Here is a 26,432-nt window from a genome sequence, read left to right as displayed (position 1 = left end):
GCTGGGTCACAGAACTACAATCAGACAAGTGAGCTCGGGTCGGCAGGTCGAAGCCGTATCGGTTGTCTGCTGACCTGGCGGCAGAGAGCCTCCAGATCGCCCGGCGGCCCAAAAGTCCCGAAGAGGCGTTACCGATTGAATGCTGGGGAGCACCTCTGTGGGCAAGTCGTGCAAGCCTATTGAACTTGCGCTTGGCTGTCGCCGACAACTGCGATGAAAGCCCAGTCCGCAAGTATCAGATCGACCTTCCGGTTCCCGCCCAGTGTGGTTCCTTCAGCAACCGACGCAGGATCTTGCCAGAGTCTTCCCGTGGCAGGGTGGAGTGGAACTCCACGTGCCGAGGAGCCTTGAAAGCTGCGAGCTTGCTGCGGACAAAGGCTCTAACTTCCCAGGCATCGGGTCCGCCAATGTCGGCGTGCTGAATCGCCGCGCAAACAGCTTCTCCAAACTCCGCGTCGGGTACGCCGAAGACGGCCGCGTCGGCGATTCCCGGATGTGAAAGCAGCACGGCTTCGATCTCCGCTGGGTAGATGTTGACCCCCCCGAAATGATCATGTCGTTTGCCCGATCGCAGAGGAATAGATAACCATCTTCATCGAGAAACCCGATATCACCTAGCGTGATGAAGCCTTCCTGCTCGACTGCATGGCGGTCAGCATCGCGACCGTGGTAGGTAAAGTCCGGGAAACTGGTTGAACGAATATAGACATGACCTGGAGTCCCGGCCGGAATCTCATTGCCCTCGTCGTCGAGAATGCGGATCGCGCAGCCATCCATTGCACGACCGACAGTTCCGGGTTTGCGCAAGGCTTCTTCGGAATTGTGATAAACGGCGCCACCAGTCTCGCTACCGCCGTAGTATTCGTGAATGATCGGCCCCCACCATGCGATCATGGCTTGTTTGATCTCAGGCGGGCAGGGCGCTGCACCGTGCGCCACAAACCGAAGCGATGACAGATCGTATTTCCAACGCACCTCCTCGGGAAGCTTCAGAAGGCGCACGAACATAGTCGGAACCAAGTGGACATGAGTAAGCCGGTGATGCTCGATGAGCGCTAGAAGCTCTTCCGCGTCGAAACGCGGTTGCATTACTACCAACTCACCCACCCGGCCCGCTACCAATGCGTAAGTATTCGGTGCGGCGTGATAAATTGGTCCAGTTATGACTGTACGGATTGTCTGGCCAGGGACAAGACCGAGCGCCGTCGCCATGAGCGCGGCCATGCGCCTGGCCATCTCAGCATCTGCTGGCTCTCGTTTCACACCCTTTGGTTTGCCTGTGGTTCCCGACGTGTAAATCATTCCGAAGCGGGTGATCTGTGGTTCGCCTCGCCATTCCGCATGCTTGTCACGCCAGTTCGCCCATTCATCGACTGTCGAGACCGGACTGCCGTAGGCTTTGGCGACCTCTTGCGGGACAGGACAGACCAGGATCGGCAATGAAAGCGACGAACGGTCGCCGAGAATAGGAAGGAGATCCTCGTGAGCTACAATCACTTTTGCACCACTGTCGCCAACCACGAACAAGGCTTCCTCGCTGCGGAAGTGCCAGTTTACTGGTACGACATTTGCCCCAATAAGGTTTGCTCCAAACGAAATTTCGAAGAAAACCGGATCGTTGCGGAGCAGGATTGCAACAGTGTCACCAGCTCCAATACCCATCTCGGCCAATCCAGTCGCCACCTTGGCAGCGCGCTGGTCGATGGTACTACCGGTGACCATGGTTGATCCACTGATGACGGTTGCAGTCATAGAAGCACGACCTCCGCTTCGCCGGCCAGAGTTTGCACGTCGCCGCCGATCGTGGCCAGGATCTTCAGGCGAGCCCGTCGCTCATTATCCACTTCGAACAGCTCGACGACCTCACCGCTGCAGGAAACGACCGCTCCCACAGGGGTAATGGATACAAACCGGGCCTTCCAGGAACGCAACTGGGCTTGGGGTAGCCAACTGGTAAGCAATTGCGCAAGATAGGCCATCGACAGCATGCCGTGTGCAAAGACGTCTTGCATACCGGCGGACCTGGCGAAATCTATATCAACATGAATTGGGTTGTGATCGCCTGAGGCTCCCGCGAATAATGCAAGGGTAGTGCGGGAAATCGGCGGCAGTACGCGCTCTGGCACCCGGGTGCCGACTGCGATCGCTTCGGTTCCATTAGCCATGTCGCACCACCAGGGTTGTCTTGAGCAACGCACATTCGCTTCCCTTCGCATCGGTGATGGTCATGTCGCGCACAATGAATTCCAGCAGTCCGCCCTTTCTTTCATAGGCATCGCTGATCTTCGTATCGATCGTCAGCTCTTCGCCAGCATAGACCATTCGCCGATACTCAAAGCTTTGTTCTGCATGTAGCACTTTAGCCAGGGGAACCTTCAGGTCATCGAGCCAGAAGGTTTCAGATGGCGCAAGCAAATCGAGCGTGAACAAATAGGTTGGGGGCAAGGGGAGTCCGGGGTGTCCCGCAGCCTTGGCAGCGGACACGTCGCTGTAGACCGGATTGGTCTCGCCCGTGGCCTTCGCGAAGAACCGCAGGGCACCTTCCTCGGCGACAATCGTTCGTTTCGGCCATGTTCTTCCGATTACCGACAGGTCAACCATCTCAAGCAGCCTTGTAAAGGGTAACGACGCAGGCGCCTCCTAAACCGAGGTTATGTTGCAGCCCGACCTTCGCTCCCGCAACCTGACGTTTGTCGGCATCGCCCCGCAATTGCCAGACGAGCTCGCTACACTGCGCGAGGCCCGTGGCACCAAGCGGGTGTCCCTTGGAAAGCAGCCCGCCAGAAGGATTGGTTACAGTCCGACCGCCATACGTGTTGTCTCCGTCGCGGATGAACTTTTCCGCTTCTCCCGGTGCCGCCAGCCCGAGAGCCTCGTAAGTGAGCACCTCGTTGGTCGTGAAGCAATCGTGCAACTCGACCACCGGTACATCCTGGGGGCCGATACCTGCTTTGTCGTATACCTGCAGGGCAGCGTCGCGCGCCATGTTGAACCCGACCGCATCGATCAGGCTGCCATCGCTGAAGGATTGCGCTGGGTCTGTAGTCATAGCTTGCGCGGCGATCTCAACATAGCGACCCGGATTGGCTCGCTTGAACTTCTCGGAAACGATGATCGCAGCCGCCGCTCCGCACGTGGGTGGGCAGCACTGCAGACGGGTGAGGGGGCCAAAGATCGTAGGTGAGGCCATGATCTCATCGGCGGTAAGCGGATCGCGGAAGATCGCGAGAGGATTGTTGATGGCGTGGCGGCGAGCTTTCTCCGCTACGAGAGCAAAGCTTCGGCTCTCAAAGCCTGTGCGCCGTTGATACTCGGCACCGGCTCCGCCAAACAACCGAGCAGCAGGCGGCCTGGTGTTGTCGTCGCCTGGTGCCTGCTCTGCAATCCTGACGTAGTTTTCGAGGATCGAAGGCCGGTCCGTAAACATTACATCCAGCGCACCGGGCATCATTTGTTCAAACCCAACGGCCAAGGCCACATCGACCGCGCCGCTTTCCACGGCCTGGCGCGCAAGGAACAGCGCGGTTGAGCCGGTTGCGCACGCATTGTTGACATTGATAATGGGAATGCCAGTCAAACCGACCGAATAAAGCGCTTTCTGGCCCGAGGTAGAATCGCCATAGACAAAGCCGGCATAGGCCTGTTCGACCTTCGAATAGGCAATTCCCGCGTCGGCAAGAGCCGCGCGTACCGCTTCAGCACCCATCAGATTGTATGTTTCGCTTCGCCCAGGCTTGGTGAAGGGGACCATGGCGACACCGGCAACGTAAACCTTCGACACGAGAACTCTCCTCTGTTCTTTCGGCACATTTATTGACCGACCGGTCGTCAAATGCAAGCACCTTTTGTGGCCGCACGGCAGGCCCAGCGATGCTGAGCTCATTCTTAAGATGGTGCGGGGAACAGGCCCTGACGAAAGGGGGCTCAATCCAATTAGACTAACTGTACAGGCGATCGCGGGCTGTACTCAGCTAAAGCCATCAGGCTACATCGCGGCCAAATTTGAAACGAAGGCGGATTACTTGACAGCCGCGACAACGATGATCTCGACCTTACAACCCGGCCGTGCAAGCCGAGACTGACCTGTAGCGCGCGCAGGGGGAGCGTCGCGATCGATCCAGTTGTCCCAGACGGCGTTCATTTCCTCGAAGTCCGCCATGTCGGCGAGCCAGATGGTCGCGGAAAGCACGTGCGACCTGTCGCTGCCACTCTGCTCGAGCAGGGCATCGATCTTCGTCAGAATGTCTTGGGTCTGGTTGGCCGCAGATTCGCCAGGCACCCCAATCTGACCGGCAAGGTATATCGTACCGTTGTGGATTACGGCCTGGCTCATCCGGGGGCCGCTGTTCAGACGTATAATGCTTGCCATGATGGTTCCTTCTGCTTTTGATTCAATTCCAGTTCCGCGAGGTCAATTGGGCGCGGCAATCGACTGGTGGCTCTGTTGCCTTGGACAGGCCGCCAAGCGGATGGCGAATTGCCGCCTATCGGTAGTATCACTCGAGCAACAGGTCAGCGCGCCACGCTGGCAGCGCCAGCGCTTCGACGATCGCCGCGTCTGCGACTGCGGTATCGGTTAGCTCGCCTTTATCGATCATGTTTTGGGCTGCGCGGCGAAGTTCGCCGCGATCAGGCCCGATTTTGCGAAACCTCGCCAACGCAATGTCGCGTTCAGGGTGGCGGGCAAGCGCGCGGCTGGCAAAGAAGTATCGACGCAATACACGCGACTGCCGCGAGGCTCTCAGAGTCTCAAACAAGGTGGCTTCAAGGGCCAGTCCAGCCTCAAGTCCGTGTTCCACACCTGCGCGTGCAGCCTCAAGGGTTGCCTGCGGAGCCTGCCATTCGGGATCCAGTGCAGTTTCATAACGACTGATTGCGGCAAGTGCCGCTTTGGCTGGTTCGCCTGCGATGTTGCGAACCGGGCGTTTTGAGAATCTAGGAGCCATCGTCACTGCCATCTGCAGATCGCCTACCGCGTCGACGAAGCCGATTTCCTCCGCTTCCTTCAGGTCAATTGGCTCGGCTCCGATCAGGAGTTTGAGGGCGGCTGGCATGCCGACCAGTCGCGGCAAGAATTGCGTACCTCCAAAGGTTGCCAACAGCCCAAGCTTGACTTCCGGCATGCCAAAAAGTGTGCCCGGCGCCGCAATCCGAAAGTCGGCGCAATAGGCAACAACCATGCCGCCACCCAGCACCATACCGTGCATCACGGCGATCACTGGTTGCGGTGCGAGCCGGCAGGCTTCCTCGAGCTCGAGCAGTCCGGGCGCTCGTACCGGATGTTCTAGTTCGGCAATGTCTGCTCCAGCGATGAAGTTACGTCCCTTGCCAACTATCGCAATTGCCTGCGCCTCACTGCGTCCAGCTTCGGCAACTGCGGCAATGAGCTGACTGCGCGCTGCGTGCGACAAGGCATTGACCGGTGGATTGTCGATCTCGATGTAGGCCACGGGGCCACGCTGAACAAGCGATACAGGGGCAGTCATTGAGCCTCGCAGAATCAAAATGCTATCATCGTTGGATTATCCGAATTCCACCGCCATTATGGTCATGCTTTGAATTTAGGATAGCGTTCGTGATTTCGCTGCTGGGCGATTGAAGCAGCTTGCCTGGTATCAAAAGCTGCCCGGTCGCGCCGCGTCATGGCTATGCATAGTTATCGAGCCTTGGAATGAGCCTGCAGTTCCAGAAAATGCATCATGACCATGTCTCGACACGCAGCCCTGGGCCCGACTGATCCTAATTCAAGGCTGTGAGCAGAAGTGAACGAGGTGATCGGCGCAGCAGAGTTGAAGAGGCGGGCGGCCTCGGTAGGTCTGAAAACCGCACCGCCTCTATCCGATCCCTTCAGGACTTCCGTCCAGAATCGCTAACCTAGGATTCGGGATTACTAGAACTTCAGGCTTGCTCGAACATTCCACATCCGCGGCAGGGACAACTGAACGTTTTGATTTGCCCCTACACCCGGAAAGCCGAAACCGCCCGGACCGATAGAGACCGGAACCTGGTTGTTGAACAGGTTGCTGACATTGAACGCCAGCCGGAAGTTTTTGTCGATCTCGGCTTCGATCGACATGTCGACGGTGTCGCGAGACGGGATCCGCAACGCGGCGCTGTTATCGCGATCCTGGAAGAAGCCATCGACATAGCTGTATTGCGCGCGCCCGCCCAAGGTGAGCCTGTCATTCACAGGCACTCGCAATGTGGCGGTTAGGCTGGTCGTCAGTTTGGGAGAATTCGGAATACGGTTGCCGTCGAAGATCAACGGTGCGCCGCCGGCCGTAGTATCGCGGTAGTCCTTGAATCGCGCGTCAGCGTAGCCGAGGGTTCCGACAACCGTGAACGGCTTGAAGGGACGAACCTTAACTTCCCCTTCGAACCCACGGATTCTCGCGCTCGCAGCATTCGAGACAACCGCGATCAGCGCCCCGCCGCCGCCCAGCACTGCCACAAGTTTCGCGGTCTGGATGTCGCCATAATTTTGCTGGAAGCCTGAGAATGCAAAGCCCAGATCACCGTTAAGCACGTCACCCTTCAAACCAACTTCGTAGTTGGTCAGCTGCTCGCGATTGAACCGCAATTGTTTGAACGAGGTGATCAAGAAGCTTGTGACATTGTCGAGGTTCCAGCCCCCGCTCTTGTATCCGCGCGACACCGTACCGTAGATCGATACGCTTGGCGCAAGCTTGTAGCGCAAGGTAACCAAGGGCGAGAAATCGGTGTCGGAACCAGCATCGGTTTCACGTGGCAGGGTGGGTGCAACGAACGGGAAGCCTTGCTGACGGAAGTCTAGGGTCTGCTTCTCATAGGTCAGTCGTGCCCCGAGCGTCAGCGTCAGGCGCGGTAGCGCCTCCCAATCAGCATTGACGAAGCCGGCGAAGGATTCCGATCCCACCATCCCGCTCGTAGAACCGGTCAGCCCTCTCAAGAATCCCGGGACGTTGGCAATATTGCCAAAAGTGCTCGAGGCGTAACCGTCAACGTCCTGCTTGAAATAGTAAAGACCGCTGACAAAGGAAAATCGAGACCCCATCTTGCCAGCAAGGCGCAACTCTTGGGAGAATTGCCATTGATCCTGCTTCTTCTGGCTGTCCACGACTGCCAATGGGCCGAAGTCGGGGTCATTATTGCGCAACGAGGAGGCAGTCCGGTAGGCGGTAATCGAAGTCAGGGTCAGATCAGTTGAGGTTGACCAGTCTATCTGACCCGAAACACCGAATAGCTCGCGCTTCGCAATCGGGGGGAGGTTAGTGTTGGTCTTGTAGGTGCCAGTGACAGCGCCATATCCGCTGATCGGCTGCGGTACAGGAGCAAGCTGGTCCTCGTTCGTATAATCTGCTGACAGCAAGACCGATACATCGTTGTTTGGCCGCCACAGGGCCTTGATCCGCCCGCCGACGGAATCGATGTCGCCGATATCCTGTCCGTCGAAGACGTTGGTGATATAGCCGCGCCGAGTGGTCCGGAAGCCACCGATGCTGATTGCAAGATTGTCTTCGGCAACGGGGCCGGTCAGGAAGGCAGAAAACCGGCGTTCGTCATAACTGCCAAGCTGCACTGTTGCGTCGCTGCCGAATTCGAATTCGGGCTTGCGAGTGGTGATGCTGATCGCACCAGCAATGGAATTGCGTCCGAACAAAGTCCCTTGTGGGCCTCTGAGGAACTCGACCCGCTCGGTGTCGAACAGTTCCTGGTTGAAGCTGTAAAGCTTACCTTGAACCACGCCGTCGACGTAAACACCAACACCGGAATCAAATCCTGCGTTCACCCGTGACTGGCTGGCGACCCCGCGCACGACGATCAGCGATAGAGAGTCATTCCCGTTACTGATGTTGACCAGATTCGGGACCGAATTGGCCAGGTCGAGCAGTCGCAGGGACGCCTTCGCATCGATATCGCCGGCTCCCAGAGCGCTGATTGACAGCGGCACATCGACAATTCGCTCATCCCGCTTGCGGGCTGTCACGACGATCGCGTTGTCTTTAACCTCCGGCTCGGCTGAAGGCGAATCGGCCTCCTGCGCGAAGGCAGGCATGCTGATCAGCATAGCACTAAGAAAAAACGGGAACTTACGCATCGGCCCCTCTCCCCTTGATTACCTCATTGTCGGCGCGGTGTATCATTAATCGACCGGTCGGGCAATTTATATAATCCGACCGGTCGATAAACACCTTCAGGGGTATGGATCGGATGAATGTGACGCATGAGCACAACTGGAGTCTCGTGAGGTCGCTTTGCCCTGGTGAACTGGGCCGAACCTTTGCCGTGGATGGGATCGGTCCGCTTAGATGGTTGGGCATTTCGACCACAAGACCCAAGGGTCCTGCGGCATACTTGGCCGGGCAAACGCGATCAGGTGAGCTGGCGGAGTCGACTGCCAGGGATCCGCAATTCCGGTTGCATTATCCGTCCGGACGGTTAAAGCATGAACCCACGCTCTGATCACTCGATTTTCTAGGGGCCAAATGACAAGCCAAAAGACGAAATGCAGATTTCGCGACCTTGGGTTAACGATCGGCACGCTGCCGACGGGGCCCTTGAATGCGATTACCGATGTGGCCGGGGTCCGCGTTGGGCACGTAACGCGGATTGCCGACGCACCGCACGTCTTGCGGACCGGAGTCACTGCCATCCAGCCGCTGAACGTGCCCTATTGGCAGGAATCCGTCTTTGCCGGCTTCCATTCCTTCAACGGATTCGGTGAAGTTACCGGTAGTCATTGGATTGCTGAAACTGGTGTGCTCACCTCGCCAATCTGTATGAGCTCGGCTTTTTCGATCGGGGTGCTGCGTGATACGCTGCTGGCCCATCCCAAGCAGAATGGGATTGATGACCGCTGGCATCAGCCAATGGCCGGAGAAACCTTCGATGGCGTACTCAATGACGGCTGGGAAGGGCCGATTACCCGGGCAGACGTCACCGCTGCGCTCGATGGGGCCAGTGGCGGCCGGGTTGCCGAAGGATCGATTGGTGGCGGAACCGGCATGATGACGTTCGAATTCAAGAGCGGAATCGGGACTTCTTCGAGAGTAGCGGCCACCCCATGCGGTAGCTTTACCGTCGGCGCTCTGGTCCAGTCCAATTTTGGCAACCGGTCCGAGCTTACCGTCGATGGTGTTCCGGTCGGTCGGCATATCGGTTATGAAGTCGTGGATAGCCCCAACGACGCGACCAGGGCTCGATCGTGATTGTGCTCGCAACAGATGCGCCGCTGTTGCCGCCGCAATGCGCAAGACTGGCGCGGCGCGGCGGCATCGGCCTGGGCCGCGTCGGTGGTTTCGGTTCAAATAGATCGGGCGATTTCATAGTCGCCTTTTCGACCGGTAATCGCGTACCCTTTAATGATGTCGCTATTGCAGAGGGTCTTCGCATGCTGCCCAATGAGGCCATGAATCCGCTCTTTCGCGCAGCCTCTGAAGCGGTCGAAGAGGCGATCGTCAATTCCATGACCATGTCGGATTCAATGACTGGAGTGGATGGGACAACTGTGCACGCTCTGCCGACTGACAAGCTCGTCGAAGTTATGCAACGCTATGGCCGCGGGCCCGAGAGCACGTCATGAATTGCGCCGATGTACTAGTAATCGGAGGCGGGATCGCCGGCATGTCAGCTGCCGCGGGGCTGTCAAGAAACGCCCGCGTGGTGGTGCTTGAAGCTGAACTAGCGCTGGGTTATCATTCTTCCGGGCGTAGCGCGACATATTACCATTTCGGCATTGGCAACCGTGCAGTGCGCGCCATGACCGCCTATAGCCGGGAGTTTTTCGAGCAACCGCCAGGCGACTTCTCGGACCAACCATTTTGCAGGCCGACTCCAGCGTTGTTCGTAGCTCGCCCGACAATGGTGGAGGCGCTGGCTGGGCTCGAAACCGAGATGCGGCTGTTCACCAACACGATCGAGCGGATCGACGAAAAAGGTATGCTGGCAATGGTGCCAGTACTGAAGACTGGCGGAGAGGGCATAGTCGAAGGAGTGGTCGATTACGGCGGTCGCCGGCTCGATGCCGACCGATTGCTGCAAGCTTATGCCCGAAGGGTCAAGCATGGCAAGGGTGAAACCGTTACCGGAGCCCGCGTCGTGTGCATCGAGTACAAGGCAGGCTTGTGGCAGGTGACAACCGAACGCGGACAGCAATATGCTGCGCCCGTGCTGATCAATGCGGCCGGAGCTTGGGCTGATCATGTGGGACGACTGGCAGGCGTGCGGCAACTTGGCCTTGAGCCCAAGCGGCGAACGGTCATCATGTTTGACCCTCCCCATGGAATCGGGGCCAGCGAATGGCCGTTCGTCAAGGCCGCGGTGGACGATTTCTACATGATCCCGGAATCCGGACGGATTCTGGCGTCGCCAGTGGACGAAGTCGATAGTCCTCCCACCGACGCCCAGCCTGAGGAATATGATCTCGCTTTGGCCGCGTGGAAAGTCGAGGAATATACGACGATGACGGTGCCGAGGATTCAACATCGTTGGGCAGGGCTGCGATCCTTCGTATCCGACCGCGTGCCAACGGCCGGTTTCGCGCCCGACGCCGATGGGTTCTTCTGGCTGGCTGGGCAAGGTGGATACGGATTGCAGACAGCGCCTGCAATGGCAGCAATTGTCTCTGCGCTCGTAACGGGCGGGCCGTGGCCGGAAGGCTTAGCCTCCCTAGGTTTGACACCGGATCAGGTCTTGCCGGATCGTCTGGTGGGTGGGGAGGTCTCGCTATGACCAATGTAATGCGCCGGCTGCTCGGCCGTGATTATCCTGTCGCCGTTGGGGGCGATGGCCCCTATGTCATCGATGGTTCGGGCCGGCGATATCTCGATGCCGCGTCGGGGGCTGGGGTCTCGTGCCTCGGGCACAGCGCCACCCGGGTTGCGGATGCTGTATCCGCCCAGGCGCATATCATGCCCTATCTCTACAACGCCTACTTCACGACGGATGCAGTCGAACGTTTCGCAGAAGCGCTGGTTGCCGCGACGCCGGCCGGGCTCGACTGGGTCTATCCCGGTTCAGGCGGGTCGGAATCGATGGATGGCGCACTCAAGCTCGCGCTTCAGTTTCATAATGAAAACGGTGAACCCGGTCGGACCCGCTTTATCTCCCGGCGCCAAAGCTATCATGGATGTACTATCGGAGCACTCGGCGTTAGCGGGAACCTGATCCGCAGATCGCTCTTCGAGGGTTTTCTACCCCCGCATCATTTTGTCTCGCCTTGCTATGCCTACCGCGAGCAGAGCAGTAGCGAAACTGAAGCTGAATATGTCCGCCGGCTCGCAGACGAGCTGGAACACGCCATCATTCAACTTGGTCCGGAGAACGTCGCCGGATTCGTTGCGGAAACTGTCGTTGGCGCCACTGCGGGATGTATTCCGCCAGTTCCTGGTTATTTCCAGGCGATCCAGGCGGTCTGTCAAAAGTATGGTGTCCTTCTTATCCTCGACGAAATCCTGGCAGGCGCCGGACGCTGCGGAACCTACCTTGCATGCGAACAGGATGGGGTGGTTCCTGACATCGCCGTGGTGGCGAAAGGCCTTGGCGCCGGTTATCAGCCGCTTAGCGCAATCCTCGTCAGCGATCGGATCGTGGCAACCTTGGCTGGGGGCGAGGATTCTTTTTCCATGGCCATACCTATAACTGTCACGCGACCGCCGCTGCGGCGGGCTGCGCTGTACTGCAGGAAATCGAAGAACAGGACCTCCTTGCCAATGTGCGCCGCCAAGGGAAACTCTTGCGGCAATCCTTGACTGATAAGTTCAACCAGCATCCCCATATTGGCGATGTGCGCGGGCGTGGGCTGCTGCTCGGAATTGAACTTGTCGCCGATCGGGAGAGCAAGGAACCATTCGCTCCTGAGCGAATGGTTTGGAACGCTATCCAGAGCGCGGCGATGGACAGCGGTCTGCTGTGCTATCCGGGGTTCGGGACAGTGGATGGCACGCGAGGTGACCACATCTTGCTTGCTCCCCCGTTCATCATCACCGAAGCGCAGGTGGGCGAAATCGTTGACAAGCTCGCGTTGGCGATCGACCAAGCAATTGCGGGTACGGCCTGATGCGCAGACCACTGATCGGTGTTACGGCTGATGTCGAATTACGAAGTGATGCCCGGCAACTTCATTATTTCGCCAACAAGGCCATGATGAGAGCCTTGTCCAGTGCGGGCGCGTTGCCTGTGATGCTCCCGCACGAGGCCGAGTTCATCGATGACTATCTCGGCGTGCTGGACGGTGTGCTCATTTCCGGCGGCGGGTATCAATTTCCTCACCCCCTTCTTATCGATCCCGCAACTGTTGATCAGGAACCAGTGGAGAAAGTCGCGCGGACACGGTTTGAATTGGCTTTAGTGCAGCGCGCGACGGAGCGGGATCTCCCTCTTCTCGGTATCTGTGGTGGCTTCCAAGTCATGAATGTCGCAGCGGGCGGCACAATCGTTCCTTCACTCAAGTCACTGCGTCCCGAATGGCACATGCATCGTGACGCTGCACCCTATGAGGAAGCTGCACACGAGGTCGTCACCATGCCGGGGAGCCTTCTTAGTGAAATTGTTGGTTGCGACAGCTTCCCGGTCAACAGTCTGCATTCGCAGGGTGTCATCGAGCCTGGAGTCGACGCGAGCACAGCAGCAGTTGCGCCGGATGGTATTGTTGAAGCGATTGAGCGACGGGACCGCCGCTTCTGGATCGCGACGCAGTGGCACCCGGAGTTCCATATTTCGGAAGCTGACGGTTGCCTGTTTGACGCATTCGTCGCCGCAGCGGCTGCTCGGTAGATTTCGGCACCAACCTTATGAGCCTTGGAGCAGGGCGACTGCAGAAGTCAGAGCAGCTTGGGTTACTGGGTCCCGCATTCGTTCAGCCTGAGCCCGGGCCTCTGCCAGTAATCCCGCCTCAGCCTCCTCGGATGCCAGCAGAGCTCTGATAGCGCCATGTGTTCCGCGCGGAACGCCAGCCAGCTTGATCGACAGCTTCTGCACGGCATCGTGAAGTCCATCCGCGGGCACGACAGTTTCAGCAAGGCCCAAGCTAAGGCATTCCTCAGCAGACAGTGAGCCCCCAGTCATTAGCAGGGCGCGCGCGCGCGCCATGCCCACTGCCGCGATCAGGCTGCGGTTGATACCTGTGTCAGGAACTAGACCTAGCCGAGCAAACGGGAAGAGCAGCCGTGCGTTTGAAGACATGACCAGGATATCCGCGAGCAATGCGATGCCCGCGCCCGAACCTGCGGCTGCACCGTCAACAGCAGCGACGATGGCGACCGGAGATCCCGAAATCGCTGCCGCTAGCCGTCCAGTCTGGTCCGCGACGATCGCGGCCATGTCATCGGCAGAGCTGTCAGCAAGAGCATCAAGCGCAGCTCCAGCCGAAAAGATTCCATCCTTCCCCGTCAGGACAATGACCCCTACATCGTTGGTTGCGGCCAGATCGTTGATCAGGTCGGCGATGCGACCTAGGTCAACCGGCCCCAGCGAATTGCCCCGCTCCGGCGATGCAAGGCGTGCGATCGCGATCGGTCCGTCGCGTTCGACCTCGAGCGCGATCGCATACCCTTTGCTCATGCGCCTTCCATAATCTTCTGGAAGGGTGCCATCCCTGCTGCAAAGTCACTTGGTGCCTCTGCGCCAGCAAAATTGACAATCGTCGACCATGCGTCGCGAACCTGTTCCGGCGAGAAATCTTCACCGCCTCCGATCCGTTCGCCTCGGGTACGTTGCCAGCGCAGCTTGCTGACCCACCCGCCGCCTACTTCGAACAAGCTGCCAGTCTCGCTGCAGGTTTCGTGCGCCAGCCAACCGACAAGCGGGCTGACAAGTTCTGCGCGCATCGGTGCGAGCTGTTCAGGAGTCATGACTGTTCGGGTCAGGCGCGAATCCGCCGCCGGTGCAATAGAGTTGACATGAATGTTGCGTGCGCGTCCTTCAACCGCGAGGGCCTGGGTGAAACCGTGGAGCGCAAGCTTGAAAGTACCATAGTTTACCTGGCCGAAGTTGCCATATATCCCAGCGGCCGAAGAAGTATTGATGATCCTGCCGTAGCTCTGGTCGCGCAGTCGCGGCCAGGCGGCATGGACGATCCGGAATGCTCCCAGCAAATGGACGTCATAGAGATCGCTCCAGTCCTGCTCGGTCATCCTGTGAAACCCAACATCACGCAGGAACCCGGCATTGTTGATGATGATGTCAATCTGCCCGAATTGATCGAGCGCCGCTTCAACGAGCCTTGCACCATCGATGACCGAGTCCGTATTGACGACCGCTTCGCCTCCGGCCGCGCGAATCTCCTCGACAACCTTTGCCGCTGGGCCAGCGTCAGTCCCCGCGCCGGCCGCCGACGATCCAAGGTCGTTGACAAGCACACGTGCGCCCCTGCTAGCGAGCATTAGAGCATGTGCCCGGCCTAGGCCTCCGCCAGCACCAGTGACAATGGCAACCCGTCCATCGTAGCGAAGTGTATCAGTCATCAGTCTTCCCTTCGGATCAAAAATTTCTAAGCACCGTAGCGATATTCAAAGTCCGATCATTTGCCCCGTTTGGTTCCCTGCAACGAACGGTGCGACCGCCTGCCGGCCCGCGTAAATGATTAGCAATCTTGCAACACCGGGCTTCTGCCGCGTAAGGTCGGGAGCCATATGCGGCGGGCAACGCCATCGAAGCGAGGCCAGCCCGCATCAGGCTTGAAGCACCGGGCTGCTGCAGGAGATGGCTGCGACCGGCAACAAAGAGAGCCTTGGGATGGAAACCATGCAAGGGTCCTGATTGGCTGGCTCCCGATGTGCCACAGCAATCGGTCAGGTGAGCAAGGGTCTCTCCTCTGAGCGTAATCACGCCGCGTCCTCATTGAACGGGCGGGTGGTATCGTCACGCTTAGCAGCCGGCAGACCCAGCACGCGCTCTGCAATCACGTTACGAAGGATCTCGTCTGTACCGCCAGCAATGCGCATCGCGGCGCCGAAACTCCACGATCTCTCAACGGCTTCCCAGCCATCGCCCAGCGCACTCCCGACCAGCGCTCCTTCCTGTCCGCGCAGGTCAAGCAGCAAATTGGCAATCAACTGCGCCTGGCTGGCTATCACGAGCTTGGTGATCGACTGCTCAGGTCCGGGTAGCTGGCCTCGGCCTAGGTTCGTCAAAGTCCGGTAGGTCAGCAGCTTGAGCCCGCGATCATTCAAGTACGCCTGGGCAATGATATCGCGAACGTGGGGATCATCGCTTGCACGCCCGGTTGATGTCTCGAGGCGTCTACTGATATCGATCAACGTCGATGAATCAATCAGACCGATGTTTGCACCGACATTGAGCCGCTCGAACATGAGCGTCGTCATCGCTCCTGCCCAACCGCCGCCCGGCACGGTCAAGCGAAACTCGTCAGGGATCATAACTCCGGATAGGAAAACTTCGTTGAATTCGACACCACCATCGAGCTGCCGGATCGGTCGCACCTCGACTCCGGGCGCACGCATGTCGATAATGAAGAGCGTCAGCCCGGCGTGCTTGGTTGCACTGGAATCAGTCCTCGCCAGCAAGAGCCCATAGTCTGAGAACTGCGCTCCGGTGGTCCAGACCTTTTGGCCGTCTACAAGCCAGTTTTCTCCGGTTTTCACCGCCTTCGTGCGCAAGGCTGCTAGGTCAGAGCCTGCAGCGGGTTCTGAGAATAGCTGACACCAGATCTCAGCACCGCTGATCGCGCGGGCGACGAACCGCTCTTTGACCTTATCGCTGCCAAGTGCGAGCAAGGTGGGCACGCACATTCCCAGTCCAATTTCGTAGACGCCAAATGGAACGTCGTATCGTTCTTCTTCCTGGCGGAAGATTATCTGCTGGGTGGTTGTCCCGCCGCCTCCACCATACTCGCGCGGAAGCGCGATAGCTGCGTAACCTGCGGCGGCCTTCTTGCTTTGCCATTCGCGGGCTGCCGCCACGAGTGTCGCGTCATCAGGCCAGGCAACTCGTCCTCGACCGCGCGTTACCGGTGCATGCGCGGCAAGCCACTCCCGCGCTTGAGCGCGGAACTGGGCATCGATGGGAGAATCGGCGAAGTCCATCTGCTGGCCTTTCAATGCTTCGTGGTCTCGCCGGCGATCAGCCTGGCGGCCAAACGCGAACGCCACTCGACGGCTGGTCCGTAGCAGGCCGCCAGCGCTCGGGCTCGACGGTAGAATAGGTGCGAGTCTGACTCGAAAGTGAAGCCGTAGCCGCCATGAACCTGCAGCGTTTCCTGTGCGGCAAATAGATAGGCTTCGGTGGCAGAGGCACGAGCCGCGGCAGCGGCAAGCGGTAAATCGACTGCTCCGGTGCCGAGCGACCACGCAGCATACATCGCATGCGCACGTGCGATTTCAATCTTGGTCCAGATGTCGGCCAACTTGTGCTTGATGGCCTGATACGAACCAATGGTTTGCCCAAATGCGCGGCGTTCGCGCGAATAATCAATTGCGCCATTGAGAGCCCTAGAAGCTCCGCCAATCTGTTCGAAGGCAACACAGACAACTGCATGATTGAGCGCGAGATCCGCATCGTCGCCAGTCATTCGGGTGGCTGGAGTATTGCGGAATGTAATACGGCAGAGCTGACGACCCGGGTCCCGGCTTTCTAGCGCCTCCTGTTCGACAGCATTTTCAGCCATGTCGACAAGCCACAGCTGATTGTTGGCTCGGACAATGGCTACTGATGCACCAGTTCCGCCCGAAACAGGTGAAATAACGCCCGTAATGTGATCGTCCTCGACAGCAAGGGCACTATCTGTCGCAACACAGGCTGTCGCTGAACCGCTGGCCAATGCTGGCAGCCAGCGATCCTGTTGCTCAGGCGACCCGCACGATTGGATCAACGGGGTGGCATGATACAATGATGCGGTAGGTATTGCGGCCACCGACCATCCAATTGCTTCTGCAGCCAGGCAAACCGGGAGAGGCCCGAGGCCATTACCACCGAAATCAGTAGATATGCCGCTGGCCAGGATCCCCATCTCACCGAGCAGTTCCCAGGCCGTCACATTGATCTGACCAGTATCGACAGTCTTCCGTGCTGCCTCCAGCGGTGCAGCTTCTTCGAGAGCGCGCCGCAACTGGTCAGCAAGGAGCCGGTAATCTTCGGAAAAATCGAACTCCACCTAGTTGTCCTCACTGCACTAAAGCGCTGAAGCGATATCCTTCGCCCTGAGTCGGACTATCCCATTAATCGAACGGTCGGTCAATGGATGATCTGTCATCCGCCTTGCTCGCAGGCGAGGCGTTCAGGGGTGGGCATGGATTGGCAGAGACCAACCATGACGTTCCAACGGGAGAGATGCCCGGCTTGCCAAAACTGATCGGCTGAGTTCACCGCGCACGATCGAAGAGCACTAAGGGCGGGACTTACTTGAGGCTCTTCTGTTGCCCTTTTAGAACGCAACCTGGGCGCAGACCTGTAGCCGCCCCGTCGTGATAGACGGGCAATCCGCTGACATAGACGCTCTCAACCCCTCTGCTTGGTTGGACCGGGTTTTCGAAGTCGGCTGCGTCGGCAACTGTAGCTGGATCAAGCACAACCAGATCAGCCACCGCGCCAGCTGCAATCACGCCGCGACCAGCCAAACGGAACCGCCGCGCTGGCAAACTTGTCATCCGGCGGATCGCTTCCTCGAAGGGGAACAGACCTTGATCACGCACGTAACGTCCCAGAACGCGAGTGAACGTGCCCCACAGACGCGGGTGAGGACGAATGCTGGTAGTCGTCCCGTCCGAGCCAATCATCGCGTCAGGAGAAGCAAGGATGTGGCGTAGATCATTTTCGTCCATGCAGTAGTAGACCGCGCCGCCGGGTGCTAGCGCAGTAAGTGCCGCCTCGCCGCTCAAACCTAACTCGGCAGCGACCTCATCAAGTTCTCGGCCCGCAGTGTCAGGCTTGACTGCGCTCCAGGTGATCACAACGCGCTTCGACAGGCGATAGAGGTCCAGGTTGAATGAGCTGGCAGCAGCAACGTAAGGGTATACATCGAACCCGACCTCCTGCCGAGTGGAAGCCTCGACAATCCTGCGCAGCGTTTCAGGCGCGCGGCCGAAATTGGCCTCGCCCATGAGCTTGTGATGCGAAATGATCAACGGCATGCCCGCCCGTTCGGCGATCAGCAGTGCCTCATCGATTGCAGCATCGATGGCATCAGCCTCATCGCGCAAGTGGGTCGCGAAGATCCCGCCGTACTCGGCGACGACCTCGGCAATTGCCATTACCTCGTCCATGGGCGCAGCTCTTGCGGGAGGATAGAAGAGCCCTGAGGACATACCAATCGCTCCGGCGGCCATAGCCTCAGCGGCCAACGAGCGCATCGCCATGCGCTCACTTGCGGTTGCTGGACGATCAAGCCTGTCCATCGCCGCGGCGCGAAGGGTAGTATGACCGACAAGCGCAGCGACGTTGACCGCGGGCGGTGCAGCTTCCAGCGTGTCGATGTAGTCGCGAAAACGGGCAAAGCGGAAGTCGGCCTTGGCGGCGACTTCTGCGAAAGGGGCAGGGAGGTCTCCGGAGGCGACGAAGGGGCGAGGCTCACGCCGCAATTTCCAACGACAACCGTGGTTACCCCTGACTGACCCGGGGCAGCGCCGAAGGGTCGGCGAACACGAAGTGATCGTCATGGGTATGTACGTCGATGAAGCCAGGACAAAGCGCTTGGCCTGTTATGTCGATCGTCTCGCGTGAACGCCATCGAGAAAGATCTCCGGTTGCGACAATAGTCCCGTCTTCGACAGCCACATCCTGGATCACGCCAGGCGTTCCGGTGCCGTCGATTACAAGCCCGCCGCGGAACAGCAAGTTGCACTGTGGTGAACGCATCATCACATTCCAGCGACAGCAGAAGGCTCGGCCCGGGCCTGGGCCTCGCGCAGAACGCGCAGTACGTTTCCTCCCCAGAACTTTCGGAGGTCTTCTGCCGTGAAGCCGGCCGCCAGCAAGCGCTGGCTGATCTTTGGATAGTCGCTTGCTTCATCGAAGCCATCGATGCCGCCGCCGCCATCGAAATCACCCGATAATCCGACATGATCGATACCGACTAGCGCGACAGCGTGCCGAATCTGAGCGACCAGGTGGTCCAGATCGGCGCGCGTTGCCGGATTTTCACGTTCGATCTTGAGCACAGTGGCGCGCTGCGCGCGAAGCTCGGCGATGGTTGCGGCCGGTTGCCCGAGCAAAGTGCGGGCCGGTGCGCGTCCCGGACTGTTGGGCACGCCGAGATGGCTCGACACGGCATTGATTTGAATGACACCGCGCTTCGCAGCAAGCGCACGAAGCCTCGTGTCGTCGATGTTTCGAGGATTGTCAGCAAGGCTCTTGAGACTGCTGTGGGACAAGATGATCGGTGCGTTAGACAGGGCAAGAATATCGTCCAATGCTTCCGGCGATGCATGCGAAGCGTCAATCAGGATGCCGAGTCGATTGGCCTCTGTTACCCACTGGCGCCCAAGCGGAGAAAGGCCATGCCATTCTGGCCCATTGTCGGGATTTGAGCTGTCCGCCAGATCATTGTTGCCGACGTGGACCGGGCCCATCATCGTTACACCGAGCGCACGGAAGGTGCGCATCAACGACAAATCCTGGCCGATTGGATAACTGTTCTCCATACTCATGAAGACGGCCCGCTTGCCCGATTTGACGATCTTCTCGGCGTCGTCTGCCCGTGTTGCAAGTTGAAAGGCCTCATGGTGTCGCGCGACCATGTCCCGAATTTCAATGGTGCGCATCAATGCTTCATCGCGCGCCACGGTGTAACCTGTCGGGGTTCTCGGGCCTTGCTCGGTGAAGACGACGAAGAAGCCACCATCAAGCCCGCCATCTCGCATGCGCGGGAGGTCAACCTGTGTTCCGTCTACCGAAAGCGAGTGGCGATCCATAATCGACCAGCCGACAACGTGCAGCAATGCAGGTGTGTCGATATGAGTATCGAGCACGATTGCGTCGCGGTGTGCCGACGGCATCGGGGCTCCATTGCGAGCAAATACGACAGAGGATGCCACCAGCGCAGCTGCGCCTAGGATGATTGCACGCTTTCGCATCAGGAAATCCCTCTCTTTGATTGACCGACCGGGCGGAATATGAAACATCGCTTTGCCATCAAATGCGCTGGAAATCCAGCGGTTCGATTGGCTGAATGAGCGAGGCAAGATCTTATGACTGCAACAAAGCTTTTCCTGGCGCTGACAGCCGCAATCCCAATGGCGACTTCCCATGTCGATCCGAAGGAGCTCGATGCGGTATTTGCTGATATCCGGCCGGATCAACCGGGCTGCGCCTATGCTGTGGATCTGCGCGGCAAGGTTCTCTATCAGGGCGGCTTTGGACTTGCTGATCTAGCCACCCGCGAGCCGATCACACCCGCAACACGCTTCGAACTGGCGTCAACATCGAAGCAGTTCACGGCCGCTCTTATCCTGATCTTGGCACAGGAACGCCAACTTAAATTGGCGGCATCTATCCGCACCTATCTGCCTGACCTCCCTAAGGTCTACGATCCGGTCACGGTCGCGGACTTGTTGCACCACACCAGTGGCATTCGCGAGTATTTCGATGCATTCAGGGCACGCGGAGACGATGAGAGCAAACCCCATTCCCGCGAGGAAGTGCTGGCCTTCGTCAAGGCGCAACGCGGACTCGACGGCCCACCTGGCCGTCGTTTTTCCTACGTTAACACCAATTACTTCCTGCTCGCAGAAATCGTGGAACGCCTAACCGGAAAGTCATTTCCGGATGCTGCGCGGGAACGGCTCTTCAAGCCGGCGGGCATGACGGAAACTCGCGCAACGCTTGATACGACCAGTCTCATTGCAGGTGACGCGCGCGGCTATCAAATCGACAAGAACGGTAGCTTTGTCTCCGCAGCCTGGGCCTGGCAAGGCTATGGCGACCGCGGCGTGCGGACTACTGTTGGCGATCTTGCTCTTTGGCATGGTGCATCGCTCGCGGCGACAACCGGCGGTCAGGCGCTCGAAGTGGCGCGCCTCGCGAACGGGAAACTGCATTCTGGCAGACCTGTCGATTATGCCGGTGGGTTGTTCGTGGATGATCGGCAAAGCGAGCGTGTTGTGTCGCATTCGGGCTTGGTTGTGGGCAATCGCGCCATGGACGTACTTTATCCGGAGAGCGGGATTGGTATCAGCGTGATGTGTAATCGCGACGATATCTCGCCAGCTGAGCGTGCGCGCAAAATTGCTTTGCTCGTGAAGCCCGGGGCGCCCGATCCAGCTTTTGACCGCGCAATTGATCCTGCCGAAATGAAACGCCTGGGAAAAGTTGGCGACCTGCGCTCCGCGCCTGATGGCTATTATCGCGATCCCTTGTATGGACAGTATCTCATCGTCGCTCACCGTGACGGTGAGCCGATTGTCAGCTACAATATGCGAGCTGAGAAAGTGACGCGCCGCCAGGACGGCATCTACCGCGCGCGCCGAGGTGTTCTGCTGAGCTATGCAGTCATACAGAGTGGAATCAAGCGCGTCGTTCAGTGGACTGAGAGTGGACCAATACCGTACCAATATGTTGGAACTGGCGCACCTGAAACCAAATTGTTTTGGCCCGGACAATATCGCAGCGATGAGCTTGGTATTACCGTAACCCTGTCACGGGATCAGAAGGGATGGTTGCTCGATACTCCGGCAGGTGCGGTGCCGTTAGCTGCTGCGATGGCAGATGACCTTGTGGGCCCGAACGCCGCATTTTCATTACATGCTGTTGGTCCTCAAATCTTTACATTTCACACCGTCAATCTGAACGGGATAGTGTTCAGGCGGCTTCGATAATTCGACGGGAGCGCCTGCCTATCGCGACGAAGATCGTTGCTGCTAGCAGAGGAAATACTGCGCAAAGCAGGAAGAAGTTACCATATCCGAGCGCAGGTTCGGCGCGGCCCATCAATCCAGCAAGAAAATTGCCAGCCGCACGCGCACTGTACCAGAACGCGATGGTGATTGCACCTCGTCCTGCGGGCGCCAGGCGCGCAAACAGACTGAGTCCAACCGGAAGCACCCACAACTCGCCAAAGGTTACCATCAAGAAGAATGCTGCAAGAACAGGCCAGGAAATCTCACCAGGTTGCCCTAGCTTGATGATCAGTGCGAGCCCAACAAAGGCCGCGGCCATGATGCAGCTACCAATGGCCATTCTGAAGTAGTCGTTCTGCGCGCCACCTCTCGCGGCGGCCTTACGCCAGCCCCAGACGAGCAGAGGGGTGAACAGAATGACTCCCAGGGGATTGAGCGACTGAAACCAGGTATAGGGGATGGTGATATCTGCCCCCAACGAACGATCGACCTGGCTGGCGGCGAAAAGCGCGACAGTGTTGCCGAGCTGCTCGTAAGCGACCCGCAAGACGATGACTGCTGCGAGGACACCTGCCAGAAGCGGGATGACGGACAGGCTCGTAGCCGCGACCGGCGCTTCGTCGACCGGATGGGACGCTGCTGCAGGTCGGTCTGGCGGCAGCAGATGGCGTCCGGCGAGAAAGATAACAATGGCAGCCGCAAGCCCGCTAGCGGAAGCGAGGAAGCTGTAGCGCCAGCCGAAATTCTCTCCAAGCGTGCCGCAGATCAGCGGTGCCAGCAGCGCACCAGCGCTCACTGCGAGATAGTAGAAGCTGAAACTGCGCTGGCGATCGGGGGCGTTCGGCGAAAAAAGTGCACCCAGAGTAGCGGGCAGAGTGGGAAGAAACAGGCCATTGCCAATGACAATTGCGGCGAGGCAACCCGTGACGTTCGCGCCAATCACAAGGCCGATGTAACCGGCCATCTTCAGCAATGCGCCACCGACAATTGCCGCAGATCGGCCAATAAACCTATCGGCGATCCACCCTCCCAGGATTGGCGTTACATAGGCTACGCCGAGGAACGTCCCATAGATAAGTGAGGCGTCCTCGGTCGAATAGCCCAGGTCTTGCGTAAGGTAGTAGACCAGTACGGTTCTGAGCCCGACATAGGAGAAGGCCTCCCACATTTCCGTCGCAGCCAGCAGCAATACCGCTGGGTGATCCCGAAACGTTTTCGGAAGCCACCGGGACATGACGCTCACGCGTTCGAGCCGGACTTGTCACCCACTCCGCCCGGAAGCTTTGGCGGCACGTTGCCCCAGGCCAAACGCGCATTGTCAGGAGATGCGGCACCAAGGCTCCTCCCACAAATCAGGACGAGTCCAATGGCCACGGCAAATTCGATGAGATCCCATGGGCGCCACCCGATGCCTGCGACCGTTGGGGCCCATTCGGCAGTGACGTTTACTCCCAGCTCGTTATGGATGGCGTGAGTGAGCACGCCCCCCACATTGATCCACCGAGCTTGTTGCATACGAAGACAGCGATGATGGTGCTCGCAATGAACCCAGGAGCGATGACGAGTTGTTTGACAATAACGCTCCAGGCCGCGCCAGGGGCGCCGGAGAACAGTGTTGGCAGGTCGCGTGGCAAATGCCAGGCCCACCACATGATGCCGAGGATCACCGCTGCGGTAAGGGGGTCAAACTTCTTGAGGAGCTGCGGCAGCGCAAAGCCGCGCCAGCCCAGTTCTTCGAGCAGCGGGCCAGGGCTGAGTAGCAGCGATGCTGCCAGCATCACATAAATGGCGACCGGATCTGACCCATAGCGCAGGAAGGTACGATCAAGCGTACCAGGCGGAGCGTAGAGGTATGTCTGAACCCACATGATTCCTGTGAGCGCGAAGAATGCAAGGAAACACACGGCTATGACAGTAACGCCCTGACGCCAGGAAACAGGCGACCGCCACGGGGCGCAGCGGCTGAGCAGTTCACGAAATCCTGCTTGCCCATAGCCGATCCCGGTTGCGATCAGGGCCGCGAACATTGGGGCGGCCGGAAACAGTAAGAGCGTATAGGCTCCCGGATACTCGAACGTAGACCTGACAGCGGTAATAATGTTGAGGTGAGCGTGCGTCTCCTGCAGCATCTTGAACATCGGGTCGAGCGGCGTCGGGCTCATCGCGCGTAGCGCATGGGCCGCGAGAGCGATCAGTATCGCCAACACATAGAAGCACAGCAAAGGCCGCTGTCGGACAAACTCCCGCATGGTTCAATTCTCCCGTTCTGTCAGCAGAACATTTCAGATAGGCCCAGGATGGTCAACAAGAATTGACTGTCCGTTCGGTTGATTTATGGGGTGAAGATGCAGCAGCTGGTGCAAACAACAGCAAACCGAAGACTCGTGTTATGCTTGATCGTCGAACATTGATGGGAGGCATTTTGTCGATGGCTGGATCGAAGGCGACAGGTGCAGCGCTGCCGGGGCGACGGTTGCGCGTGTTTGTGGCGACCTTGGGTACTGAGACGAATTCATTCTCACCTCTGCCAACCGGACTGGATGCGTTCCGGGCGACGATGCTCTGGCGCCCCGGAGAGCACCCGGATTTCGCAACCGAGGCGACCGGACCGCTGTGGGCCGCTCGAGAGCGTGCCCGCGAGGGACGCTACGAGGTCATCGAGGGAACCTGTGCCTTCGCCATGCCGGGTGGTCCAGTCAGCGCGCAAGCCTACCAACTACTGCGCGACGAGATCCTCGATCAACTGCGACGGGCAATGCCGGTGGATATCGTGGCTTTCGGTTTACACGGCGCAATGCTTGCCTTTGGCGAGGACGAGTGCGAGGCGGACCTTCTGGAGCGTGCCCGGGCGATTGTCGGGCCGGATGTTGCGCTAGGGGCCGAACTTGATCTTCACGCTCACTTGTCGCAGCGATTGGTCAGAGCTGCTGACGTACTCGTGGCATTCAAGTACTATCCGCATATCGACTACGTCGAGCGTGCGCGTGACCTTCTCGATCTACTCGAGAGAATCCGTGCGGGTGAGATCATGCCGACGTCGAGCCTGTTCAATTGCCAGATGGTTGCCGGACTGGCGACGCAGTCGTCACCGATGAAGGAATTGGTCGCAGACCTGTTTGAGCTCGAGCGGCGAGGGGAAGTCCTCTCCGGCTCACTGATCCAAGGCTTTCGTGCGGGCGATGTAGCGCGGATGGGGTCGAAAGTGCTGATCTATACCAACAACGATCAGCCAGCTGCTGCCTCTATCGCACAAGACTTCGGTCGGCGCTACCAAGCCATGGCTTCGATCATGAAAGGCAACGGCCCCGAGCGAAGCTTTGCGGCCGACATCGAGCTAGCCAAGGCGGCCACCGCATACCCGGTAATCCTGGTCGATAGTTCGGACAACCCCGGCGGTGGGGCTTCGGGTGACAATATGGCATTGGCCCGAGCGATGCTGGACAATGACCTCGTCCCGTCGTGCATTGGGCCGATATGGGATCCCCTGGCAGTACAATTGGGCTTTGAAGCCGGCCTTGGTGCCGATTTTTCCCTGCGCGTTGGCGGCAAGGTCGGCGAGGCATCCGGGCTACCTCTCGACGTTCGCGGCAAAATCACAGGGCTTGCCGAGAATGTCACCCAAAACCTTCAGGGCTCTCGGCCGCCTCTGGGGCGCGTCGTCTGCATCAGTACAGGTGGTCTCGACATCATCGTCAGCGAAATTCGCGACCAGTGCTACGGCCCCGATATGTTCCGGGCGCTCGGTGTTGAACCTGCGAACAAGCGCTATGTTGCCGTAAAGTCGTCCGAGCAATGGAGAATCGGTTTCGGGGACATGGGGCGCAGTGTGATCTACGTCGCTTCAAGCCAGCAGTCGTCCATCCGTCACTATCACAAGCGCTCCCGACCGATGTGGCCATTCGAGCCTGTCGACTTTTCAGCCTAGCGGATAAACCAGACCCTATCGATGTAATCGCCAGCGACACGATAGGCGACTATGGTCTCGAAGCGACCATCCGGGCCGCGCGTCGGGTCACCTTCGCCAAGTTCATGATCAACGACGTAGTTGTCGCGGATCATCCGCCCGATGAGCTCCATCCGAAGGCTGGGGACCCTGGCAAACAACTGCTTATAGACCTGTACGATCTCCGCGCGGCCCACGGCCACCGGCGGGCCCGTCAATTGTTCGAAACGCGCATCGATTGTGAAACAGGCCGCAAAGCCGTCCGCATCATGGGCGTTGAATCGTTCCAATTGGCGAATTACCGGATCCAGAAGTCGGATCGTATTTTGTTCTGACATGAGCAGATCCATTAAGAGCCGGGCTTGGCGGTTGAGACCGGAAGACGGACCAACAGCATCGCAAACAGTGCCGCTGCAGCCGCGCCCGCAATTGCCATTGCCACGAGTAACGCTTCGGCCTGAGCCATTCCCGTTTCCTTGAAAACGGGAACCAAGATTGGACCAATGCTGAGCCCGAGCATGATATTGAATACGCCGCCCAACGATGAGCCAATTCCGCGCACCTCGTCGATGAGACGCTCTTGGAATAGGGGCAGCGAAACTGTTTGTGCAAAGGCGCTCGAGAAACCCCAGACCGAGATCGCGCCAATGACTCCGTAAGCGCTTGGAACTAGCAGCAATCCGGTACCGGCCAGTCCCACGATCGTTGCGGCGATAATCGCG

At 58.7% G+C, this 26,432-nt stretch carries 26 protein-coding genes and 1 pseudogene; 8 read left to right on the top strand and 19 right to left on the bottom strand.

Annotated features, from left to right (window positions below):
- Positions 1-235: 235 nt before the first annotated feature.
- The 8 genes and pseudogenes from C7W88_RS23855 to C7W88_RS15965 form a co-directional block, all read right to left on the bottom strand.
- Positions 236-508, bottom strand: a complete 273-nt coding sequence (locus C7W88_RS23855) for a hypothetical protein (protein WP_240344719.1) — start codon at positions 506-508, stop codon at positions 236-238.
- Between the two features lie 242 nt (positions 509-750).
- Positions 751-1,722, bottom strand: a pseudogene (locus tag C7W88_RS15995) (AMP-binding protein); the annotation flags it as partial.
- A gap of 26 nt (positions 1,723-1,748) precedes the next feature.
- Positions 1,749-2,165, bottom strand: coding sequence for a MaoC/PaaZ C-terminal domain-containing protein (locus C7W88_RS15990; RefSeq protein ID WP_118074302.1), 417 nt, complete (start codon positions 2,163-2,165; stop codon positions 1,749-1,751).
- A complete protein-coding gene (locus C7W88_RS15985; protein WP_118074301.1) occupies positions 2,158-2,601 on the bottom strand; it encodes a MaoC family dehydratase N-terminal domain-containing protein in 444 nt (147 codons plus the stop codon). The genes C7W88_RS15990 and C7W88_RS15985 overlap by 8 nt, the downstream gene beginning before the upstream one ends.
- Position 2,602: 1 nt before the next feature.
- Complete coding sequence (locus C7W88_RS15980; RefSeq protein WP_233497667.1) at positions 2,603-3,781, bottom strand: lipid-transfer protein; 1,179 nt, start codon at positions 3,779-3,781, stop codon at positions 2,603-2,605.
- A gap of 237 nt (positions 3,782-4,018) precedes the next feature.
- Positions 4,019-4,369, bottom strand: coding sequence for a RidA family protein (locus tag C7W88_RS15975; RefSeq protein ID WP_118074299.1), 351 nt, complete (start codon positions 4,367-4,369; stop codon positions 4,019-4,021).
- A gap of 127 nt (positions 4,370-4,496) precedes the next feature.
- On the bottom strand, positions 4,497-5,450 hold the full coding sequence (locus C7W88_RS15970) for an enoyl-CoA hydratase/isomerase family protein (protein ID WP_162896101.1): 954 nt from the start codon (positions 5,448-5,450) through the stop codon (positions 4,497-4,499).
- A gap of 440 nt (positions 5,451-5,890) precedes the next feature.
- Positions 5,891-8,077 carry a TonB-dependent receptor gene (locus tag C7W88_RS15965; protein WP_118074297.1) on the bottom strand — a complete coding sequence of 729 codons (2,187 nt, stop codon included), beginning with the start codon at positions 8,075-8,077 and terminating at the stop codon, positions 5,891-5,893.
- Positions 8,078-8,537: 460 nt separating this feature from the next.
- On the opposite strand from C7W88_RS15965, the gene C7W88_RS24405 reads away from it, so the two are divergent.
- The 6 genes from C7W88_RS24405 to C7W88_RS15945 are packed head-to-tail and all read left to right on the top strand — an operon-like array spanning position 8,538 to position 12,753.
- Complete coding sequence (locus C7W88_RS24405) at positions 8,538-9,188, top strand: P1 family peptidase (protein WP_205525206.1); 651 nt, start codon at positions 8,538-8,540, stop codon at positions 9,186-9,188.
- Positions 9,185-9,562 carry a P1 family peptidase gene (locus tag C7W88_RS24400; RefSeq protein ID WP_205525205.1) on the top strand — a complete coding sequence of 126 codons (378 nt, stop codon included), beginning with the start codon at positions 9,185-9,187 and terminating at the stop codon, positions 9,560-9,562. The genes C7W88_RS24405 and C7W88_RS24400 overlap by 4 nt, the downstream gene beginning before the upstream one ends.
- On the top strand, positions 9,559-10,710 hold the full coding sequence (locus tag C7W88_RS15955) for an FAD-binding oxidoreductase (RefSeq protein ID WP_118074296.1): 1,152 nt from the start codon (positions 9,559-9,561) through the stop codon (positions 10,708-10,710). The genes C7W88_RS24400 and C7W88_RS15955 overlap by 4 nt, the downstream gene beginning before the upstream one ends.
- Positions 10,707-11,729 carry an aminotransferase class III-fold pyridoxal phosphate-dependent enzyme gene (locus tag C7W88_RS15950; RefSeq protein WP_205525204.1) on the top strand — a complete coding sequence of 341 codons (1,023 nt, stop codon included), beginning with the start codon at positions 10,707-10,709 and terminating at the stop codon, positions 11,727-11,729. The genes C7W88_RS15955 and C7W88_RS15950 overlap by 4 nt, the downstream gene beginning before the upstream one ends.
- Positions 11,657-12,037, top strand: coding sequence for an aminotransferase class III-fold pyridoxal phosphate-dependent enzyme (locus C7W88_RS24395; RefSeq protein ID WP_255418807.1), 381 nt, complete (start codon positions 11,657-11,659; stop codon positions 12,035-12,037). Before C7W88_RS15950 ends, C7W88_RS24395 begins: the two co-directional genes overlap by 73 nt.
- Complete coding sequence (locus C7W88_RS15945) at positions 12,037-12,753, top strand: gamma-glutamyl-gamma-aminobutyrate hydrolase family protein (RefSeq protein ID WP_118074295.1); 717 nt, start codon at positions 12,037-12,039, stop codon at positions 12,751-12,753. The genes C7W88_RS24395 and C7W88_RS15945 overlap by 1 nt, the downstream gene beginning before the upstream one ends.
- 15 nt (positions 12,754-12,768) lie before the next feature.
- Here C7W88_RS15945 and C7W88_RS15940 read toward each other — a convergent pair whose 3' ends face one another.
- The 7 genes from C7W88_RS15940 to C7W88_RS15915 all read right to left on the bottom strand — a co-directional run bounded on the left by C7W88_RS15940 (position 12,769) and on the right by C7W88_RS15915 (position 20,231).
- Positions 12,769-13,539 carry an enoyl-CoA hydratase/isomerase family protein gene (locus tag C7W88_RS15940; protein ID WP_118074294.1) on the bottom strand — a complete coding sequence of 257 codons (771 nt, stop codon included), beginning with the start codon at positions 13,537-13,539 and terminating at the stop codon, positions 12,769-12,771.
- Positions 13,536-14,360, bottom strand: coding sequence for an SDR family NAD(P)-dependent oxidoreductase (locus C7W88_RS15935; RefSeq protein WP_240344945.1), 825 nt, complete (start codon positions 14,358-14,360; stop codon positions 13,536-13,538). The genes C7W88_RS15940 and C7W88_RS15935 overlap by 4 nt, the downstream gene beginning before the upstream one ends.
- Positions 14,361-14,801: 441 nt before the next feature.
- Positions 14,802-16,022, bottom strand: a complete 1,221-nt coding sequence (locus C7W88_RS15930) for an acyl-CoA dehydrogenase family protein (protein ID WP_118074292.1) — start codon at positions 16,020-16,022, stop codon at positions 14,802-14,804.
- 11 nt (positions 16,023-16,033) lie between these two features.
- On the bottom strand, positions 16,034-17,089 hold the full coding sequence (locus tag C7W88_RS15925) for an acyl-CoA dehydrogenase family protein (RefSeq protein ID WP_118074291.1): 1,056 nt from the start codon (positions 17,087-17,089) through the stop codon (positions 16,034-16,036).
- A 244-nt stretch (positions 17,090-17,333) separates the two neighbouring features.
- Positions 17,334-18,197, bottom strand: coding sequence for an amidohydrolase family protein (locus C7W88_RS15920; RefSeq protein ID WP_370073148.1), 864 nt, complete (start codon positions 18,195-18,197; stop codon positions 17,334-17,336).
- Positions 18,198-18,531: 334 nt separating this feature from the next.
- Positions 18,532-18,792, bottom strand: coding sequence for a hypothetical protein (locus C7W88_RS23170; protein WP_205525318.1), 261 nt, complete (start codon positions 18,790-18,792; stop codon positions 18,532-18,534).
- A complete protein-coding gene (locus C7W88_RS15915; RefSeq protein WP_240344717.1) occupies positions 18,792-20,231 on the bottom strand; it encodes a dipeptidase in 1,440 nt (479 codons plus the stop codon). Before C7W88_RS15915 ends, C7W88_RS23170 begins: the two co-directional genes overlap by 1 nt.
- On the opposite strand from C7W88_RS15915, the gene C7W88_RS15910 reads away from it, so the two are divergent.
- The gene (locus C7W88_RS15910; protein WP_162896100.1) at positions 20,166-21,746 is read left to right on the top strand and encodes a serine hydrolase; all 1,581 of its coding nucleotides are present in this window, start codon (positions 20,166-20,168) and stop codon (positions 21,744-21,746) included. The genes C7W88_RS15915 and C7W88_RS15910 overlap by 66 nt on opposite strands.
- On the opposite strand, the gene C7W88_RS15905 is transcribed toward C7W88_RS15910, so the two are convergent.
- Positions 21,730-23,001 (bottom strand): peptide MFS transporter, encoded by a 1,272-nt coding sequence (locus C7W88_RS15905; RefSeq protein WP_147457753.1) that lies wholly within the window; start codon positions 22,999-23,001, stop codon positions 21,730-21,732. The two genes, C7W88_RS15910 and C7W88_RS15905, sit on opposite strands and share 17 nt — an antisense overlap.
- A gap of 211 nt (positions 23,002-23,212) precedes the next feature.
- Positions 23,213-24,016 carry a CPBP family intramembrane glutamic endopeptidase gene (locus C7W88_RS15900; RefSeq protein WP_118074287.1) on the bottom strand — a complete coding sequence of 268 codons (804 nt, stop codon included), beginning with the start codon at positions 24,014-24,016 and terminating at the stop codon, positions 23,213-23,215.
- Between the two features lie 62 nt (positions 24,017-24,078).
- On the opposite strand from C7W88_RS15900, the gene mlrC reads away from it, so the two are divergent.
- The gene (mlrC, locus tag C7W88_RS15895) at positions 24,079-25,692 is read left to right on the top strand and encodes a microcystinase MlrC (RefSeq protein WP_162896099.1); all 1,614 of its coding nucleotides are present in this window, start codon (positions 24,079-24,081) and stop codon (positions 25,690-25,692) included.
- On the opposite strand, the gene C7W88_RS15890 is transcribed toward mlrC, so the two are convergent.
- Positions 25,689-26,060 carry a nuclear transport factor 2 family protein gene (locus C7W88_RS15890; protein ID WP_118074285.1) on the bottom strand — a complete coding sequence of 124 codons (372 nt, stop codon included), beginning with the start codon at positions 26,058-26,060 and terminating at the stop codon, positions 25,689-25,691. The two genes, mlrC and C7W88_RS15890, sit on opposite strands and share 4 nt — an antisense overlap.
- Positions 26,060-26,410 carry a hypothetical protein gene (locus tag C7W88_RS15885; RefSeq protein WP_162896098.1) on the bottom strand — a complete coding sequence of 117 codons (351 nt, stop codon included), beginning with the start codon at positions 26,408-26,410 and terminating at the stop codon, positions 26,060-26,062. Before C7W88_RS15885 ends, C7W88_RS15890 begins: the two co-directional genes overlap by 1 nt.
- Positions 26,411-26,432 lie beyond the last annotated feature (22 nt).

It is taken from the genome of Novosphingobium sp. THN1 (assembly GCF_003454795.1).
Taxonomy (GTDB): domain Bacteria; phylum Pseudomonadota; class Alphaproteobacteria; order Sphingomonadales; family Sphingomonadaceae; genus Novosphingobium.
This window is presented reverse-complemented; position numbering and strand designations above follow the sequence as displayed.